This is a genomic window from Paenibacillus sp. FSL R5-0345, from assembly GCF_000758585.1.
Taxonomy (GTDB): Bacteria; Bacillota; Bacilli; order Paenibacillales; family Paenibacillaceae; genus Paenibacillus_AQ.
Genome location: NZ_CP009281.1, coordinates 4,815,953 through 4,832,759 on the forward strand (window position 1 = coordinate 4,815,953; position 16,807 = coordinate 4,832,759).

The window sequence follows — 16,807 nt, forward strand, 5'->3', positions numbered from 1 at the left end:
TCAGCTTATCTCCAAGGTTGGATAGCCCCCTCAGAAAATTAGATACCAGTCGCCTATCTCCTTAACGGTCTTTAAATCATATTAATATTACATATAGGGAAAAGCGGGTGATCAGAAATGGCCAACGGAAGAAATAACAAAAAAACGGGCAGTAGCAGCAATGCTAAAAGCAATGGAAATAACAATGGGAATGTAAATCAGGAAGAAACTGCAGAATTAAGCGCTGAAGATTATGAAATCATCGCTGCCGCACTGGCCACTTTAGGGGAATTTTTTGCTTTTTTATCTCTCGTCAAGGCAAGACAGGTTACAAAGGAAAGCGGAGGAGAGGTTATAGTGCCAGAAATATTCACTCTATCCACGAGAAAATCCTCTAGACGGAAATCAAGATGATCTACGAAGCCCCTAAGTGATTGAAATGATGATGTTATGGTTATAAATTGTGAACCTCTTACTTGGCGTAGCCTTAGTCAAATGGTCATCCTCCACGGATATGCCAAGAACTACCTACCGGAGAGTAATCCACTCTTTTGAATCAAGACATGTGAATTAGGGTTATTAAACTACATAGATTATTATTTTGAAACTGGGGGATGTTTCTATTGCAACAACAGAAGTATTTTCGGACAAGTCTTGCTATTATCGCTTTTTTACTTATTTTGTACTTAGGCTCTAAAGTAATGTTTCTATTCGCACCACTGGCTGCCATTTTCAGATTATTACTCGTTCCCATGGTACTATCAGGTTTCATGTACTACCTGTTACGGCCGTTAGTAAGGCTTCTTGAAAAAAGAAAATTAAACCGCACACTCTCCATCCTGCTCATTTATTTCCTATTTGCGGGATTGTTCATTCTCTTCTGGGTTCTAGTCTGGCCGACGCTGCAAGAACAAATTCAGAACTTTATTGATAACACCCCTTATCTCGTTCAGGGATTACAAGATCAGTTCAATGCATTAAGGGACAATCCGTCATTGTCACGTTTTTTCCAAGGAGACTCTGACATAGCTGCCCGTATATCAGAATATCTAAGCGATGCTATTACTTGGGTGACCAATTCGATGTCCAATTTGATCGGCGTAGTTTCCAGTATTGTTATTCTAATCGCTACCTTGCCCATCATTCTGTACTACATGCTGAAAGATGACTATAAGCTATCCCCTAAATTACAGAGTCTAATCCCGAAAAAATACCGTAAGGAAAGCAAAGAGATGTTCGGGGATATCGACAGCGCACTGAGCAGCTTCATTGTCACACGTGTGGTGCTAAACGTCGTACTCGGTATTATGTTATATATCGGATTCCTTATCATCGGACTGCCTTACTCACTGCTGCTCGCAGTAATTTCTGTACCGCTCAATTTCATTCCTTATGTGGGTTCTTTCCTTGCGGGAATACCGGTAGTTATTGTTGGATTCATTGAGTCACCTACGATGGCAATATGGTCTTTGGTTGTCATATTCATTGCTCAGCAAATCCAAGATAACGTACTCTCACCGATCATTTACGGAAAATCATTAGATGTTCATCCACTAACTACTGTCCTTCTTGTTCTTATAGGCGGTGATTTCTACGGTATTATTGGCGTGCTAATTGCACTGCCCGTCTATATGATTGCCAAAATTATTTTCCTGCGAGTGTATGAGATAATTGTTGCAGATCGAGAGGAAGAGGCTGAGCCTCTGAAGAATGAACAGCTATAACGTTTGCTAAGAAGTTATACGAACTGTCTGAAGTTACATAAATAAAAAGGTACGCCTCCAATTGGAGACGCACCTTTTTATTTTTCTTAATAGAGGAACTAAAATAATTACCCCCGTAAAGAACGAACTACAAAGATGTGATTGCCCTTCATAAGGTTCTGTCCATCCTGTAGTGTAACTGAACCCTTTGTATGCGAAACGATGGTCGTGTTCAGAGCAATCAGCCGATCCTCTTTCCACACGCTCACTGCCGATTTAAAATATACTGCGTTATCAAATTGCTGCCGTTCCCTCATCACATAACCCACAGAATGCAAGACTGGAGGCAGCGCTCTTTCTCTAGGAGCCAAAGCCTTGATGACCACAATATCCTGGAAAGGCACGGCAATTTCCTGATGACCGATAACCGCTACAGAAGCAGAAAGATCCCATTTGCGCAAAATCCCCTTCATGATTGTGTAAGGTTCTTCACCGCAGTACATGATAACCGGTTTACCTACCCAATGCTTCATAGCCCCCTCCTCCTTCCCAACATCCCACTAGCTATAAGTCCGAAATGAACCAATCGATCCCTTTCATACCCTTCGGCTCCAAAAACTGATTGACCTTCGAAAAAGGACGACTACCAAAGAATCCACGATAGGAAGAGAGCGGACTCGGGTGTGGAGACTGAATAACCTCATGTCGACTTTGGTCTATAAAGGCGCCTTTTTTTTGTGAGTGACTTCCCCATAAAATAAAAACTATCGGTGTAGTTCTTTCATTTAACTTCTTCATTATAGCGTCTGTGAATGTCTCCCAGCCTAAACCTTTATGAGAATTCGGTTCTCCCTCTCGTACCGTTAGTACTGAGTTGAGCATAAGTACTCCCTGTTCTGCCCATCCCAGTAAGGACCCATGGTTAGGAATCGGTACTCCGACATCCTCCGTTAGCTCCGTATAAATATTACGCAGTGAAGGCGGTACACGCACGCCCGGATTTACAGAGAAGCTTAAGCCGTGAGCTTGTCCCGCCCCATGGTAGGGATCCTGACCCAGAATAACAACCCGTGTCTCACTATATGGCGTAAGCCTTAACGCCGTGAATAGCAATTCTTTTGGCGGATAGACCGTATGATCCTTATATTCACTTTCCAGATTAGCCATAAGCTCCAGAAAATAAGTTTTTTGCATTTCTTCCCGTAATATCTCATCCCAATCGTTGCCGAACATCCCGTTTCTCCTCCTCAATCCGAAACTCAGAACCTTACTGCACCTATTTCCGACCGTAATCTGCCTTGATTTCGCCCCACTCTTTGGTCTGCCATTTCAGCACTTTATTGTCATACGTATTGGTTTGTAACCAACGTTCTGCCCGGTCAATAAGCACCCAAATCTCCTCTGTTGAAGCATCGCGCGGCAAGGTTGTCGCAACCTTTTTCTGCTTTACCCATTTCATTGCATTCACAGAGTCACTGTAGACCGTCTTCTTACTTCCCTCTTTCTTCAGCAGCGCCAAGGCATGCACAATTGCTAAAAATTCACCTAGATTATTAGTTCCTTTTTTAATCGGCCCACAAGAGAAAATAATATCTCCGGTTTGTGTATCCACGCCTTTGTATTCAACTGGACCCGGATTGCCTCGAGTTCCTACATCTACTGATATGCTGTCGTAATCAATTTCTGCTGAGGTCTCAACTGATGCGCTTCGTTTAAAAGAACTTGTCCCCTTAGACTTAGCTGCGCCAGATGCAGATGCCCCTGTTCCCCAATTGCCTTTCCAACCTGCTGTGTAAGCCGCATCTGCCGCCGCTTTAGATTCATAAGATTTATATTTGGCTCCGGTATAGTGATCGGTCTGCGCCTGACATTCTGCCCAAGTGCTGTAGACTCCCGGTTGCTTGCCTTCCCATACTACATAATACTTCTGTTTAGCCATTGGTATAGCTCCTTTTTCACCTTAACTTATTGTAATCCAAAATGCTTCTTCATCGAAAGTAGATTGTTATTTTTCGCAAATTTCTCCGTATAAATTACACTTTTCAGTTCATACTATACGCCAGAGATGTCCAGGCCTATATTACCATTTGTAGAATGATCGGTAAATATTATTGTGTCCACAAGCAAAGCACCACATTAATATTAACTAATCAGTCTATAGTAAGCTCGAAGGATATCAGTACAATTACTCAGGGAGGTTATACAGATGAGAAAGATAGCAAGCGTAGCCGCAGTATTTGCAATTGTGCTATTGGTCGGATGCGGAAACTCAACCAATAACAATGCCAACGTCACCCCTACCGCCACCACTACACCTGGCAACGCCAATAACGAAGGTACCGCTAATACCCCAAATAACACCACAGATGCTGTAACCTCAGCTTCAGTAGTGGATAATGAAGAGGCCTTTAAAAAAGCTATCAGTGCAGACGGTACTTGGATAGCTGCTACACTGAAAGACTTGACCTTCACCGAGGATCTCGTACTGGACGGACAATTTACGAATAAAGATGAACCCGCCCGTAAAATTGCTCTCTACACACAAGATGCAGATCACAATATCACTAACTCCTATAAACTGACTGCACCAAAACTTACGATCAAGAGTAAAAACGCTCGTATTCAAGGCGGCACATTTATTGGTGATGTATACGTAGAAGCGGATGGCTTCAGCTTAGTAAATGCAACGGTTGAAGGGAATGTTTACTTCGCAGATGCTAAGTATCAATCCACCTTCGATACCTCGGATCAAGGAAAAGTAACTGGTGTTACTGAAGTGAAAAAATAAACAAAAAGGTGCTCTCAAGTCTATATGACCTGAGAACACCTTTTTTTTCATGCCTTCATTATTCCTGATAAAATCCCATTCCTCACACTGGAAATTCATTGGATTACTTAAAAGAATCAATACTTCTTTTTTCATTTACTCATCCCCCTCAAGTTTCAGCACCGTATTTGCTACTTCCCGCCCGTTAACCAACAACACTATCTGATGTTCCCCGGGATAATGACGGCGAGTGGTTAAATCCGCCCAGCGATGCGTCCGTTTGCCAGACAGAATTGTACCCCCAGGTACTGTTTTATCTGATAGTAAGAAAGATTTACGAGAGGTTCGACCTGTAGCCTTCACGAAATAGATGCCATATTCTATTCGAACACGGGCAGGAGTTCCTTCACAAACTTGAAGCTCGTATTGTAATTCGGAGCTTTCTCCAATCCGCAGGATGGAAGGATCAATCGTGATAGAAGCACTCGTTATGAGTGGTGTTGCTTCGTCTGCTTGCTCCGCATATCCAAATAAAGCCATGATCTCCGGATTAGCTTTACGGATCAAAGAACGACAACCATGCCGCACAATCCAGTCTGTGAGGGGATCTGTACCTATCCAGCGGCGTGCGGTCTCAAGTACTACCTCCGGGTGATCCTTCGCAATATCGTTCAAATTGTTGGCCACGCTCTTGCGCACATATAGGGAGGAGTCTGTCTTCAGTTGCTCAAGTACAGGCAGCACAGGGGCTGGATCAAGCTTAAACATCGGGAGCGCCTGTCCCCATGGTAGTCGAGGGCGACAACCCTCACTTGCTAACCGGCGTACATGCTCATCAGGATGCTTCGACCATACTAGCATTTGCGCCATCATCCGCTCCGGTTCACGAATGAGAAACGGTCTAACTGCAAATTCTGCCGACGATTTTGATGTGAACCTTTCCAGCGCCTGCATGGACAACTCCCAATGTTCAGCTGCTTGCCCGAATACCTCTACAAAATCTGGAAAGATCAAGTATGGAAATCCTACACAATCCTCAGCAATGGCGAACAATATCGCCAGTGCTTCCTCATAGGGAAGCTGTAAATGACTTCCCAGTGTCTCCGTAATCCGTCGCATCCTTGCCTTCAGTTCGAGCGCATCCCAGGGTTCCGACATAGCCGAAATGACAAATGCATCCGTGTCGAAAACACTATATACACTGCGAATCTTTTCGCCGAAATCATGCAGAAATTGTTCATTGTACATCGCTTTTAAAGGTTCAGCCATTGAATATCCCTCATTTTCTTCTATAGATCTTCAGAGTTAATCTGTTATGAAATCGTAGCACACCCAATTTGACAACAGTATGTCAACTTCAGCCGCTCCTTAATCTAGCACATCAACCTGCTTTGTCTCGAGATTAAGAATGCGACTTCTCGTATCATTGCTCGAAATATAAATAGGTTCTCCAGTAGAATCGATCCAATAAGAGATGGGAATCGAAATTCCGCAATTTCGGTAAGATCCGTCAGCATGGCTTGTCCCAATGATCATCGTGTTATATTTAATGGCAATCCTAGTGGCTTCCTCGATCCATAATGTAAACTGTTCTTCGCTGAACATGCCCACCCCAATCGGATGCCCGATGAAATCTAACGACTCTGCTTGTCCTTCCAAACCTATGTATCCCTGCAGCAGCTCAACACACAGCAAATAACCAATACGGAGACTATCCGCTTCCGCAACTGAAGGGTGATACAGCTGTTCATCCATCGGTGATTTCGCTCGTTCCAAAATGATATCCCCCGAAGGATGAATCATCAGCGCTCTATCCTTGTTATTGCTGTTCCTATATCCTGTAATGATCAGCTTCTTATATGTTTTGGCGAGTTCACATAAAGTCTTCACACTGACCTCATCTGCTACATAACCTTCCGGATACAACACCGCGTCAAAAGAATCCTGCCTGCTCATTTCTTTGAGCAAATGCTCCAAATGGGGTTCGTGATTGGGTTGCGCTACGAGTAATCTCATATTTTCCCTCCAACGGTTAATTAATCAGTACCTTCACCTGTTCCATACTTTGCTCTGCACGACTGTTCAAAGCTCTTTTATCTTTAAGGCCAAGCTCCTTAAGATCATGTCCAGGGTCAATGACCAACGGCTGAGAAATTACATTTTCGAGGATTTGCACGGCAGCCTTACAGGCCTCAAATAACAGTTCTTTTGAGATCACTTGTTTATGAGAGCCAATGATTTCAACCAGTTTCTCTGCGTAGATTAATCTAACCAAACTGTCCGCACTCATCATATTCCGCAAGGCAAAGGAAGATACCTTCTCCACAATCCAGCTGTCTTGATAGTTTCTCGATAAAGCGTCTAGTGCAGTAATCGCATCCCAATCCCGGATCGACAACTGCTCGGCGTACTCCAAGGCTAATTCATTCAGCCATTCTAATTCTTGTTCTCTAGGAATTTCAAAACTCTTATACTCTTTAAGCAAACCTGCCTTATGCATATTTAAAAAATGACCCAGAAATCGTGTGTATAACTCCTTGGCTCTTTGAATCTGTTCTGTCATTTGGCGATCATCCTTTCATTACACAAATCATATCCGTCCGCAGGATTCTTTTCAAACCAGAATGTAAAAAAAGGGCAGACAGCGAAACAACTTCGCTACCTGCCCACGGGTGATCTTCGGATAATATATATAATTACAACCAAATTTCGCATATTTTTGACCAAAACCAAGTAATTCCTCCTCAAAATCATCAGCAAAACGTGGTAAAATAGTTCCTTAGGATTATACATTCATACATGTTGAAGATATCACCGGAGGGAATACCATGCCACATACACTTAATAAAAATATTGATTTTTTTATAGCCGCTTTATCCCAAACTTATATTTCTGCTCTACAGCTTGACCCTGATGGAATGTATTCAGAGGTAGCCTCAGGAATTGTGGAACAGTTCTCCGATGAACAGGTACGTTTAAGAAGATATGACGGCTCCGTATCGCACTATGCTAGGGACAATACAAAATTCCAGCGCAAATAAGGATAGACGAAAATACAGGCCAAAAAGACGTGCCTGGAGGAATCATCTACAATGATCTATCCTCCAGGCACGCCTATCCATCCTCTATATCCTGTTAGTTAAGTACAATCCATTCCCCTTCGGCATTCGCTGACTGTACTTCCGCCTCTATGATCTCCACAGATTCTGCTGCACTCTCCGGCGTACATATAACGATAGGCTTCTCTTGAATAATCGCATCCAGGAAGTAAACCAACTCTCTGTAGTAACCCGCATCCGGGGAAAGCTCTACCGTAAAGCCTGCTCCATCATTGGGATTCACCTTGACTCCACTACCATCAAATACAACATTTCCTCGCTCGAAGTTAACTCTGTACCCCATGTAGAAACCAAAGTCGCCCTCCAGCGTCCAGTCCACCTGAGCATTGATCACCTTTGCATCCTTATAAAAATAGTGTGTAGAAACAATATCGTATCCACTTTCTGGGAGAACATTCCTTCCTAAAGTCGATACTTTATCCGGTCTGCCGAATAGATAATTAATCATATCCGTATCGTGAATATGCATATCCAGGATAGCTCCGCCGCTTAGCTTCTCATCCAGAAACCAATCTTTAGGAGCTCCTGAACCCCGGTAGAAATACCCTTCCGTTACTTTACCAAATTGCTCAGTTTCGACAACTTCTTTCAAATATTCATACCCTGGCCAAAAACGAAGGCACTGTCCGATCATCAGCTTTTTTCCACTGCGCTCCGCGGTTTCTACCATTTTCTGCGCTTCTACTGAAGTTCTAGCCATCGGCTTCTCACAGAAGACATGATATCCACGTTCTAGCAGCGAACAAGCCATTTCAGCATGCAGGTAAGTAGGAACTGCAATATCGATCATATCCAGTTCCTCACCCGCAATCATTTTCTCCAGATCATCATAGAGATTGTAAGCTGTTAAATCATACACTTCTTGAGCGGTACTCATATTGCCGTCCGCTTTACCGTCTTTTAGTTCCTCAATTCGCAAATCACAAATGGCTTTAAGGGCGATGGGATGCCCCTCTTCCATTAAGCGAACATAATTATCAAAATGCATCCGTCCCATAAATCCAAAGCCAATCAAACCTATTCTTAACATAGTGAATCCTCCCCCGCTAAATGAAAAATAATCAATCAAGTGCTATCCAAGCACCTTCCAGTGTCCAATCTGCCTGTGCATTGACCGCGCCGCCTCTACCATTTTCCAAGCCTCGGCAGAGTGTCTGGCCATCGGTTTCTCACAAAATACATGGTACCCTTGCTCTAATTATCAAAGTTCATTCGGACCATGAAACCAATCCTACCAGTCCGACTCTGAATATTACTTTTCCTTCCCTACTCTAAGCTTTGAATGCGGTGCGTCCAAGGATGGCATCCATAGCTGCGGAAGTATTAAAAATAATTTGCTCTGTATAATGTGTGTACGACGGTATCATTTCACCTGTAACATAATTGTTGTATCCAATTTCATCAAGCGCTTTCATGACTGCCGGATAATCAACATCCCCAGCGAGCAAATCAACGAATCCGTGAAGCCCGCCAGCCGTACGGCGGTAATCTTTGAAGTGCACCTTTTTAATTCTGTGACCTAGAATCCGTATCCACTGCTCTGGATAACCGGAATGGACGATATTCCCAACATCAAGATAAGAACCTACATAACTGGAACCCACCGTATCAATAAAAGTACGTAATTCAAGCGGAGACAGCAAGAATTTATTCCATACATTCTCAAGTCCAATGGAAACGCCTGCTTGCTCAGCATCCTTGGCTAAATGACTAATCGCTTCCAGTGCTCTATCATAAGCTTTTTCATAATCAACAACCTCACAGCCCTCGATAAAATCCACACCAACAGCGCCAGGGATGACAAGAATCGTATCTACACCAAGCGCAGCCGCGAGCTCCAGTTGCTTTTTACATACGTCGATTGCCTTAGTTCGATTAGCTTCAGATTCACTTGTCATCGCATAAGACCAATATAGCCCAGTTGCCAGTCCCGCAATCTCTAGACCCGTTTCATTAATAGAATCACGAAGGATACGTGCTTCCTTCTCAGTGGTTTGCAAGCCAAGTTCACCTGTCTCATTTAATGACAGTTCGATACCCTCAAATCCAGCCGCTTTGGCCAGACGTACGCATTCTTTAATTTCTGTTCCCTCTCGAAACGACCAGATGTTGATTCCCTTTTTCATTTGGACCCTCCTCTTATTTGTTCTTTTCCGTTTTCGACGTTATAGACTTTTATAGACTTAGATACACTTTGTATCCTTTATTTATTTATATTATAATAGATAATAAGTTCAATTTATTTAGGCGAAGAAGAGACTTTTTGCATTATTCCGGTCTAATCTATTAAACATTCAGGAGGCAGTGCCATGTCTGACAAAGATCCGTCTTATCCATTGAGAAAGCAGGTACCCTCTCGTGATTGGTCACCCGGAATTCACTATGCACAATTGCAGACACTTCCCACTTGTACCTTTCCAAGAAGAAGACTATATGACTTCGAGCTACTATATGTTCGCCAGGGCAAATTATTAACAAAGATGGATACGGAGGAATATATACTGCACGCTGGACAGCTAATATTCCTCTCATCCGGGGTATATCATCAGAATGCTATTCTGTCAGATTCAGATACCAAGCTTATTGGAATCCATTTTGATTTCTTTGGGGAATCCATTATTACACATGAAGAAGATATGGTAGTGAAAGAGGATGAAGTAATGGACGATAAATTCGCCTTTGAAGCCGTAACCGCTCCTTTCATGCCATTGTCACAAGAACCGATCTACTCCCCACCTCCCGAATGTGTTCATGCCATGGAACAACTCGTTCATGAATTCACCATGCGGCCTGCCGGTTATGAGTGGGTCTGTCGAGGGCTGCTGCTTGGAATTCTGACTTCGCTGCTCCGATCGCAAAACTCCCGAGATGCAGCTAAATCTTCTGTTCACACCGAACGGATCAGAGCATTAATAGAGGAGATAGAAGAGCGGTTAGCAGAACGCTGGACCAACAAATCTATGGCTGCGGCCATGAATATGCATGAAGACCATTTTGCCAAGCTCTTTCGTGAGGTCGCCGGTATGCCCCCCGGAGAATACCTCCGTTCGATCCGGCATAGGGAAGCTCGTAAACTGTTGCGAGAAACAGATTGGCCGATTGAAAGGGTAGGCGAGCAGGTCGGTTATCCCGATATTCATTATTTCAGTAGAGTATTTTCGGCGAATGAGGGGATATCTCCACGTGCGTATCGTAAGTTGTCTCGGATTCTCTAAATCTATAGATGCGATAATCTCAGGGACTGATCGTTCTATGCGGACGCTACGCGAACGGACCGTCTCTTTCAGCATGATCTGGCTCAATCTCTTCAAGCGCAAAAAAACTTCTCAGGTAAAAATGGAAGTACACACAACCATTTAAACGAAGAAGTTTCTTTACCTGGATCTATAGTTTTTTAGTCGCACTTCCTACTAACCGGCGGAGTGAACAGACTGATTGTAGAGACCCATATCAAGAATGTCCTGTGATAGACTCGTGCCATCACTGACATGTCGAATAGCCAATGGATAAGAAGATCGGCTTGTTCTCAGCCTGCGCCTTGGCAAAAGCCTCGTCTCCCCATGGATACCAGTCCGCGGGGTTGTGGGCATGCTGCAGCAGATATGGGGACTTTTTATAAATTAGTCGATTAGGCTGTTGGCCTTCTTCAATCTCCATTTCTGTAACCTCCTTATGCGGTATGTGCCATTGTTAGTATTACCCAATGATATGCCAAAAAACACTAGCGAGAGGTTTGTGCTGTTTGAGAGTAATTATTATTCATTTAATAGAGCAGCCCTAAGAATAATGTTCGGACGACTTACTTAAGCGAGGAAATTCTATTTATTAATGAACAAGATTTAACGATTATAAAAATATAAAAGATATCCCATAAGGTAAATGATAAAATCGGAATAGCTGTGGCATACAATAGAGGCTAGAATACTTTTTGTTTTCAAATAAGTGACCGTATAATAAATTCCTAGAATAAAGGCAGTTATCAGCTGAATCACATCGTATTTCAAATAAAAGGGAGACCAATTTATAAAGATGTGTCCTAGCATAAAATAAAAAGAAGACAAAAAGACCATCATGTTTATACCATTTGGACTCAGAGAGTTAAAACGTTTGAACCAAAACAACAGAAAAAATTGAATAACGAAAATCCGAAAGAATGGTTCTTCACTTAATCCAGGTAATGTACCAAATATCATAATATCTTTTACAGCATATATTACATTTCTACCTTCATATTGTTCAATTAAAGGCTGAAGACCAAGAGTTGAATAAATTAGTGCACAGCATATAACGACAACGAAAGGAAATATCAATATAAAATACTTGATGTACTTCATGCTAAGCTGCAGATTTAATGTACTAAAACCGACTTCCTTTAATCCCTTCCGTAAGAAATAATGAATGAGCAAGCAGGTAATCAAAAATTGAACAAGATACCAAGAAAATGCACTTATAAAATCTGTATTGTTAGCTAATCTCTCTGAATGGCTCATCATCCATGTCATTGGCCCGTTTATATCATAAGTAAGAAAGTTAAATACATACTGCAGAGAATAAATAATGACGATTAAAATACAATTAAGAATCAAAAATTTGAGTGCTTTAGATAAGGTCATATAGTTACCTCCAAAAACTCTCTTCTGAGCGCCTTTATTACTCATTGCTTCTCCTCAACAAATCTTCTAAATTATACCATAAATTGTATCCAGAAGTGCTTTAAGCTATTGGGGCCGCTACAAAATATAGGACATACAGATTAGTAGCTTTGTTATTGGAGATGAAAACGGACAATTAAGTAAGAGGGGCAATAAATTAATCTAAGATAATGGAAGGTTGAGGAATTAAAATCAAATATTAGGAACTAAGGTTGTGGATTCTACTCTAGTGGAATTCACCGACATGACACCACTGTCACGTACAGCAGCTACGCCCCTTCCTATCGCAAAAGGAACCATGATATAAGAAGCTTGAAGAAAGATACAGGCCATATAAATATTAAGAATCATTTTTGAAACCCAAAACTTAAATCTCGTTAATACATAAGCTATAGGGACCACAGAATAACTAGAATCGCAGTGGAAAGCACCACTAGAAAGACCTTTGCTAAAGATCAGCAAAGGCCTTTTTTTTGGGTATTACATCACTTTCCCAAACAATTCTTTGTTTAATCGTTCCAGCTGCAGAAGATGATGACGATAGTGCATCTCTATAAGCAGGAACCATTCCTCCGCGCATAGTCCACCGAATCGCGGGTGAGATACGGTATTAAGCTTGAACGATTTTTCAAGAGACGACTCGATCTCTCTCATTCTTTGGATGACTGTGTGCAACCCTTGAATTAATTGTTCTTTGCTCTCCGGCTGCTCCGGCGTATATTGGGCAGAAGGCGGGACCTGAATACGAATGGGCGGAAAGCTGCCTTGTGCAAATATAGCCGCACCATCCTCGGTTTTCCCTACATGAGATACTAAGGGATCTTGGCTTAGCACCAGACATTGATCAATATTGCGAAGCTGCATATACAGTGCCGAGTTTATGAGATGTTGAACCATCTGTCCGATGGACCACTCGTTTTCACTTGGCTTTTGCTTCAGCTGCTCCAGATTGAATCGCTCTAATTCCTGAATATAGTATGTCGCAGTTTCTTCAAAACGTTGTAAGGCTTCTTTTGTTGTAGTCATTATATATCAGCTCCTGTGTCATTGATTATCCAAGTATATAAAAACGCTACTGACAGCGTTATGTCAGTAGCGTTTTAACATTATTTCTATTTCGTTTCTAACTTGATGGCGAAAAGATTCCGGCTCTAGCACAACCATGCCTCCTCCCCAGCCCAGCACCCATTGCAGCAATTCCGCCGGCTCTCGAACTCGAAAAGTAACCAGTAAGCCTTCCGCATGCTCCTCTATAGTTTCCATATAGAAATTGTTCGATTCCCTTACCTTATCAGCTATATCAGAATGGACTAAGATACGCACATGAACGTTGCGATCATCAGGAGGTTGGTATACCTCCAATTGAAAATCCGCTGGCAGTATAAATTTATCTTCCAGATCAATAAGCTCCCTCATTCGGGATAACCGGAAATGACGGATGTCTTGACGCAATTCACACCAAGCGACGAGTACTCATGATCCTTGATGAAGCACAAGTCCGTAAGGAGCAACCGTACGAATACTTTGACGGTTCCCATCAGCTTCGGCGATTCTTTTAGAATAACGAAATCTTATTTTCCTTTCCTCCAATATCGCTCGACGAATGGCTTCCAAACATGCCTTTTCTTGTATTGGTGCTATTTCTGCTGCGGATGCAAATAAACGAAAACTTTTGCGGATCTGTGATGCTTCACTGCGGATGGCTTCTGGCAGGATAGCTTCTATCTTTGCTTTAGAGCTTCTAGCCTTATTGCCATAGTGGGCATCAAACCACTGCTCGATAAAGTCAGTCCCGATAAGTAATGTCACTGCTTCGTCCAGCGTGAAACTAACGGGTGGCAGGAAATACCCCTCGATTAAGGAGTAACCCTGCCCTGGCGCTCCTATTATGGATACGCCCGCTTCACTCAGTGCCTGAATATCCCGATAAATAGTTCTCACACTCGTTTCAAACGTAGCAGCCAAATCCTCCGCTCGCAACACTTTATTACGCTGCAGTTCAAGCACTATAGCTAACAAACGGTCCATTTTGTTCATACGACTCTCCCTTCCCAAAAATTGTTTTTCTATCTCAAACGGCAATGTTTAATATCATCCAAAATCTCATCCACAGCTCGTCGATACCCACCCGATTCCCGATTTGCCGTTAGATTTATAAGCAGGATCACAAAACACTTCGTAAGTAGATTAGAGCTCCACATCGCATTTTCTACCACCTGAGATAAAAGCTTGTACAAATTTTTGTTTAGTCTTTTTTATCTATAAACTGTTTTTATATTAGATATTATAAACATTAATTTTACTTATATCGCTCTAAAAGGGTATAGTAATATAGGCTTTACAACCATTTTAATTATATAGAGTATACCCTTACAAGAGGAGAGATCATATTGGAAAGAGTAGTTGGAACAGTGGTACGTGGACTCCGCGGGCCCATCATTAACAATGGGGATAACATTGAAGAAATCGTAGTTCAAACCGTATTGAATGCTGCAAAAGTCGAAGGTTTCTCGATCGAGGATCGTGACATTGTAACCGTAACCGAATCCATTGTGGCTCGGGCACAAGGTAACTATGCGACGATTGACCATATTGCAGCTGATATTAATGGGAAATTCGGCGAGGAAACCGTGGGTGTTATTTTCCCAATCCTTAGCCGTAACCGATTCTCTAACTGCTTACGCGGTATTGCCAAAGGGGCAAAAAAAGTAGTCTTAATGCTAAGCTATCCAGCTGATGAAGTGGGCAACCATCTTGTAGACATCGACGAATTAGATGCTAAGGGTGTTAATCCATGGACGGATGTGTTAACAGAGGCTCAATTCCGTGAGTTTTTCGGCTATATTAAGCACCCATTCACAGGTGTTGATTATATCGAATATTATAAAGGTTTAATTGAAGCTGAAGGTGTGGCTTGCGAAGTCATCTTCTCCAATAATCCAAAAACCATTCTAAACTACACAAAACATGTATTAACTTGTGATATTCACACACGGTTCAGAACAAAACGTATTCTCATGAGCAATGGTGCTGAAAAAGTGTTTGGTCTGGATGATATTCTTACACAATCCATTGATGGCAGCGGCTTTAACGAAGCTTATGGTCTGCTGGGATCCAATAAAGCAACAGAAGAAAGCGTGAAGCTATTTCCAAATAACTGCCAACCTATCGTGGATGGTATCCAAGCAAAAATCAAAGAAATGACAGGTAAAACTGTAGAAGTTATGGTTTATGGCGATGGTGCATTCAAAGATCCAGTCGGCAAAATATGGGAACTGGCAGATCCAGTTGTTTCCCCTGCTTACACTACAGGGCTTGATGGAACACCAAATGAAGTGAAATTGAAATATTTGGCCGATAACAACTTCTCTCATCTTCGTGGTGAAGAGCTGAAACAAGCCATTTCTAAATACATCCAGAATAAAAATGATGACCTGGTTGGTGCAATGGAAGCACAAGGGACGACTCCTCGTAGATTAACAGACCTTATTGGATCACTGTCTGATTTGACTTCTGGCAGTGGAGATAAAGGAACACCAATGATTTATATTCAAGGTTATTTCGATAACTATACAAAATAAGATAAGCACAACAAAGGGGGTCTCTAAACGAGGCTCTCTTTTTTACTTGCTGGGTTATAATAAAGCAAACAGCGGTAAGCGGAGGATCCTATGAACATAAGAAGGATTAAATATTTTATTGATCTCGTTGAATGCAGAAATTTTACCGAAACAGCTAAAAAGAACTATGTATCGCAGACCACCATTAGTCAACAAATCGCCGCGCTTGAAGAGGAATTCAACATTCAATTGATTGACAGAAAGCAGATCCCTATCGAGCCAACCAAAGCCGGATGGCTTTTCTATGGCGAAGCTCTCATCCTCTGGAAGCAATATAACCATATGAAGATGAGCATGGAAAACTTTCAAAAGTATAATACGCAATCCCTGAGTATCGAATATGCGGCGATGACGGATATCCAAAGCTTGTTGAAATTGATTCCCTCGTTTCAGGATCATCATCCGAATATTAAGCTGGAACTGAATAAAGTATTGCTAAAAGATATTTCAGAATACTTGCTAAAAGGGATTTACGACGTAGCTATTGCCTTTGACTCCGAGTTTCAGGGAAAAGAGGATATTGTAACCTATCCCTTATATAAGGGACGTTATTGTGCGGCTGTGAGTCATCCCCATCCTCTTTTTCATCATGAATCGATCGCCAAAGAGGAGTTATATGAACATCCACTAGTCATGCTGAATCCAACAGCTATTGGAAACTCTTATCATCTAATGATCCAGCATGCCATTGAAGACGGCTATCAGCCGAACATCCTTCGAACCGCAGACGATGTGGAGTCAGAATTATTTTATATCATCACGGAGAATTTGATTGGCTTTTTTCCGGATAACTATCAGCTCGCCTATCTTCAGGATAAAGTCCGGTTAATCCCATTAGTTGATTCACACCATACCTTTGCAATCGAAGCAGGATATCTTAAAAACAATACAAACCCTGCCCTGCCCTCCTTCCTTCAGCAGATCCAAATTGGTTTTAGCAATCGACCATAAGTTTTATGTGTTAGAC

At 42.1% G+C, this 16,807-nt stretch carries 17 protein-coding genes and 3 pseudogenes; 7 read left to right on the forward strand and 13 right to left on the reverse strand.

Annotation, left to right across the window (positions count from 1 at the left end; translation table 11 throughout):
- Window positions 1–117 precede the first annotated feature (117 nt).
- Window positions 118–393 carry a hypothetical protein gene (locus tag R50345_RS21425; protein ID WP_042129950.1) on the forward strand — a complete coding sequence of 92 codons (276 nt, stop codon included), beginning with the start codon at window positions 118–120 and terminating at the stop codon, window positions 391–393.
- A 200-nt stretch (window positions 394–593) separates the two neighbouring features.
- On the forward strand, window positions 594–1,703 hold the full coding sequence (locus R50345_RS21430; protein ID WP_042129952.1) for an AI-2E family transporter: 1,110 nt from the start codon (window positions 594–596) through the stop codon (window positions 1,701–1,703).
- A gap of 107 nt (window positions 1,704–1,810) precedes the next feature.
- Here R50345_RS21430 and R50345_RS21435 read toward each other — a convergent pair whose 3' ends face one another.
- Genes R50345_RS21435 through rnhA form a run of 3 tightly spaced genes read right to left on the reverse strand, consistent with a single transcriptional unit; the run spans window position 1,811 to window position 3,621 of the window.
- The gene (locus R50345_RS21435; RefSeq protein ID WP_042129953.1) at window positions 1,811–2,215 is read right to left on the reverse strand and encodes a hypothetical protein; all 405 of its coding nucleotides are present in this window, start codon (window positions 2,213–2,215) and stop codon (window positions 1,811–1,813) included.
- A 31-nt stretch (window positions 2,216–2,246) separates the two neighbouring features.
- On the reverse strand, window positions 2,247–2,915 hold the full coding sequence (locus R50345_RS21440) for a uracil-DNA glycosylase (protein WP_042129954.1): 669 nt from the start codon (window positions 2,913–2,915) through the stop codon (window positions 2,247–2,249).
- Between the two features lie 43 nt (window positions 2,916–2,958).
- Window positions 2,959–3,621, reverse strand: coding sequence for a ribonuclease H (rnhA, locus tag R50345_RS21445; RefSeq protein ID WP_042129956.1), 663 nt, complete (start codon window positions 3,619–3,621; stop codon window positions 2,959–2,961).
- A 267-nt stretch (window positions 3,622–3,888) separates the two neighbouring features.
- On the opposite strand from rnhA, the gene R50345_RS21450 reads away from it, so the two are divergent.
- Window positions 3,889–4,470 carry a hypothetical protein gene (locus tag R50345_RS21450; RefSeq protein ID WP_042129959.1) on the forward strand — a complete coding sequence of 194 codons (582 nt, stop codon included), beginning with the start codon at window positions 3,889–3,891 and terminating at the stop codon, window positions 4,468–4,470.
- A 135-nt stretch (window positions 4,471–4,605) separates the two neighbouring features.
- On the opposite strand, the gene R50345_RS21455 is transcribed toward R50345_RS21450, so the two are convergent.
- The 3 genes from R50345_RS21455 to R50345_RS21465 all read right to left on the reverse strand — a co-directional run bounded on the left by R50345_RS21455 (window position 4,606) and on the right by R50345_RS21465 (window position 7,012).
- Window positions 4,606–5,718 carry a DNA alkylation repair protein gene (locus tag R50345_RS21455; RefSeq protein ID WP_042129961.1) on the reverse strand — a complete coding sequence of 371 codons (1,113 nt, stop codon included), beginning with the start codon at window positions 5,716–5,718 and terminating at the stop codon, window positions 4,606–4,608.
- A gap of 99 nt (window positions 5,719–5,817) precedes the next feature.
- Window positions 5,818–6,465 (reverse strand): hypothetical protein, encoded by a 648-nt coding sequence (locus tag R50345_RS21460; RefSeq protein WP_042129963.1) that lies wholly within the window; start codon window positions 6,463–6,465, stop codon window positions 5,818–5,820.
- Window positions 6,466–6,481: 16 nt separating this feature from the next.
- Entirely contained in the window at window positions 6,482–7,012 is a 531-nt protein-coding gene (locus R50345_RS21465) for a hypothetical protein (RefSeq protein ID WP_042129965.1), read from the reverse strand.
- Between the two features lie 265 nt (window positions 7,013–7,277).
- Between R50345_RS21465 and R50345_RS21470 the strand changes: the two genes are divergently transcribed.
- Window positions 7,278–7,490, forward strand: coding sequence for a hypothetical protein (locus R50345_RS21470; protein ID WP_042129966.1), 213 nt, complete (start codon window positions 7,278–7,280; stop codon window positions 7,488–7,490).
- Between the two features lie 94 nt (window positions 7,491–7,584).
- Here R50345_RS21470 and R50345_RS21475 read toward each other — a convergent pair whose 3' ends face one another.
- The 3 genes and pseudogenes from R50345_RS21475 to R50345_RS21480 all read right to left on the reverse strand — a co-directional run bounded on the left by R50345_RS21475 (window position 7,585) and on the right by R50345_RS21480 (window position 9,694).
- Window positions 7,585–8,598, reverse strand: a complete 1,014-nt coding sequence (locus tag R50345_RS21475; protein ID WP_042129968.1) for a Gfo/Idh/MocA family protein — start codon at window positions 8,596–8,598, stop codon at window positions 7,585–7,587.
- Window positions 8,599–8,640: 42 nt separating this feature from the next.
- Window positions 8,641–8,754 (reverse strand): annotated as a pseudogene (locus tag R50345_RS32225) (Gfo/Idh/MocA family oxidoreductase); the annotation flags it as partial.
- An 85-nt stretch (window positions 8,755–8,839) separates the two neighbouring features.
- Entirely contained in the window at window positions 8,840–9,694 is an 855-nt protein-coding gene (locus R50345_RS21480) for a sugar phosphate isomerase/epimerase family protein (protein ID WP_042129970.1), read from the reverse strand.
- 183 nt (window positions 9,695–9,877) lie between these two features.
- On the opposite strand from R50345_RS21480, the gene R50345_RS21485 reads away from it, so the two are divergent.
- Window positions 9,878–10,783 carry an AraC family transcriptional regulator gene (locus tag R50345_RS21485; RefSeq protein ID WP_042129972.1) on the forward strand — a complete coding sequence of 302 codons (906 nt, stop codon included), beginning with the start codon at window positions 9,878–9,880 and terminating at the stop codon, window positions 10,781–10,783.
- Between the two features lie 271 nt (window positions 10,784–11,054).
- Here R50345_RS21485 and R50345_RS30915 read toward each other — a convergent pair.
- The 4 genes and pseudogenes from R50345_RS30915 to R50345_RS21500 all read right to left on the reverse strand — a co-directional run.
- A pseudogene (locus tag R50345_RS30915) lies at window positions 11,055–11,225 on the reverse strand (DUF255 domain-containing protein); the annotation flags it as partial.
- Window positions 11,226–11,407: 182 nt separating this feature from the next.
- Complete coding sequence (locus R50345_RS21490) at window positions 11,408–12,226, reverse strand: CPBP family intramembrane glutamic endopeptidase (RefSeq protein ID WP_081954145.1); 819 nt, start codon at window positions 12,224–12,226, stop codon at window positions 11,408–11,410.
- 474 nt (window positions 12,227–12,700) lie between these two features.
- A complete protein-coding gene (locus R50345_RS21495; protein ID WP_042129975.1) occupies window positions 12,701–13,246 on the reverse strand; it encodes a DinB family protein in 546 nt (181 codons plus the stop codon).
- A gap of 63 nt (window positions 13,247–13,309) precedes the next feature.
- Window positions 13,310–14,257 (reverse strand): annotated as a pseudogene (locus R50345_RS21500) (helix-turn-helix transcriptional regulator).
- Window positions 14,258–14,610: 353 nt separating this feature from the next.
- Here R50345_RS21500 and R50345_RS21505 point away from each other — a divergent pair.
- Together R50345_RS21505 and R50345_RS21510 are read left to right on the forward strand one after the other, a co-directional pair.
- Window positions 14,611–15,801, forward strand: coding sequence for a coenzyme F420-0:L-glutamate ligase (locus tag R50345_RS21505; protein WP_042129976.1), 1,191 nt, complete (start codon window positions 14,611–14,613; stop codon window positions 15,799–15,801).
- A gap of 90 nt (window positions 15,802–15,891) precedes the next feature.
- Window positions 15,892–16,791, forward strand: a complete 900-nt coding sequence (locus R50345_RS21510; protein WP_042129978.1) for a LysR family transcriptional regulator — start codon at window positions 15,892–15,894, stop codon at window positions 16,789–16,791.
- Window positions 16,792–16,807 lie beyond the last annotated feature (16 nt).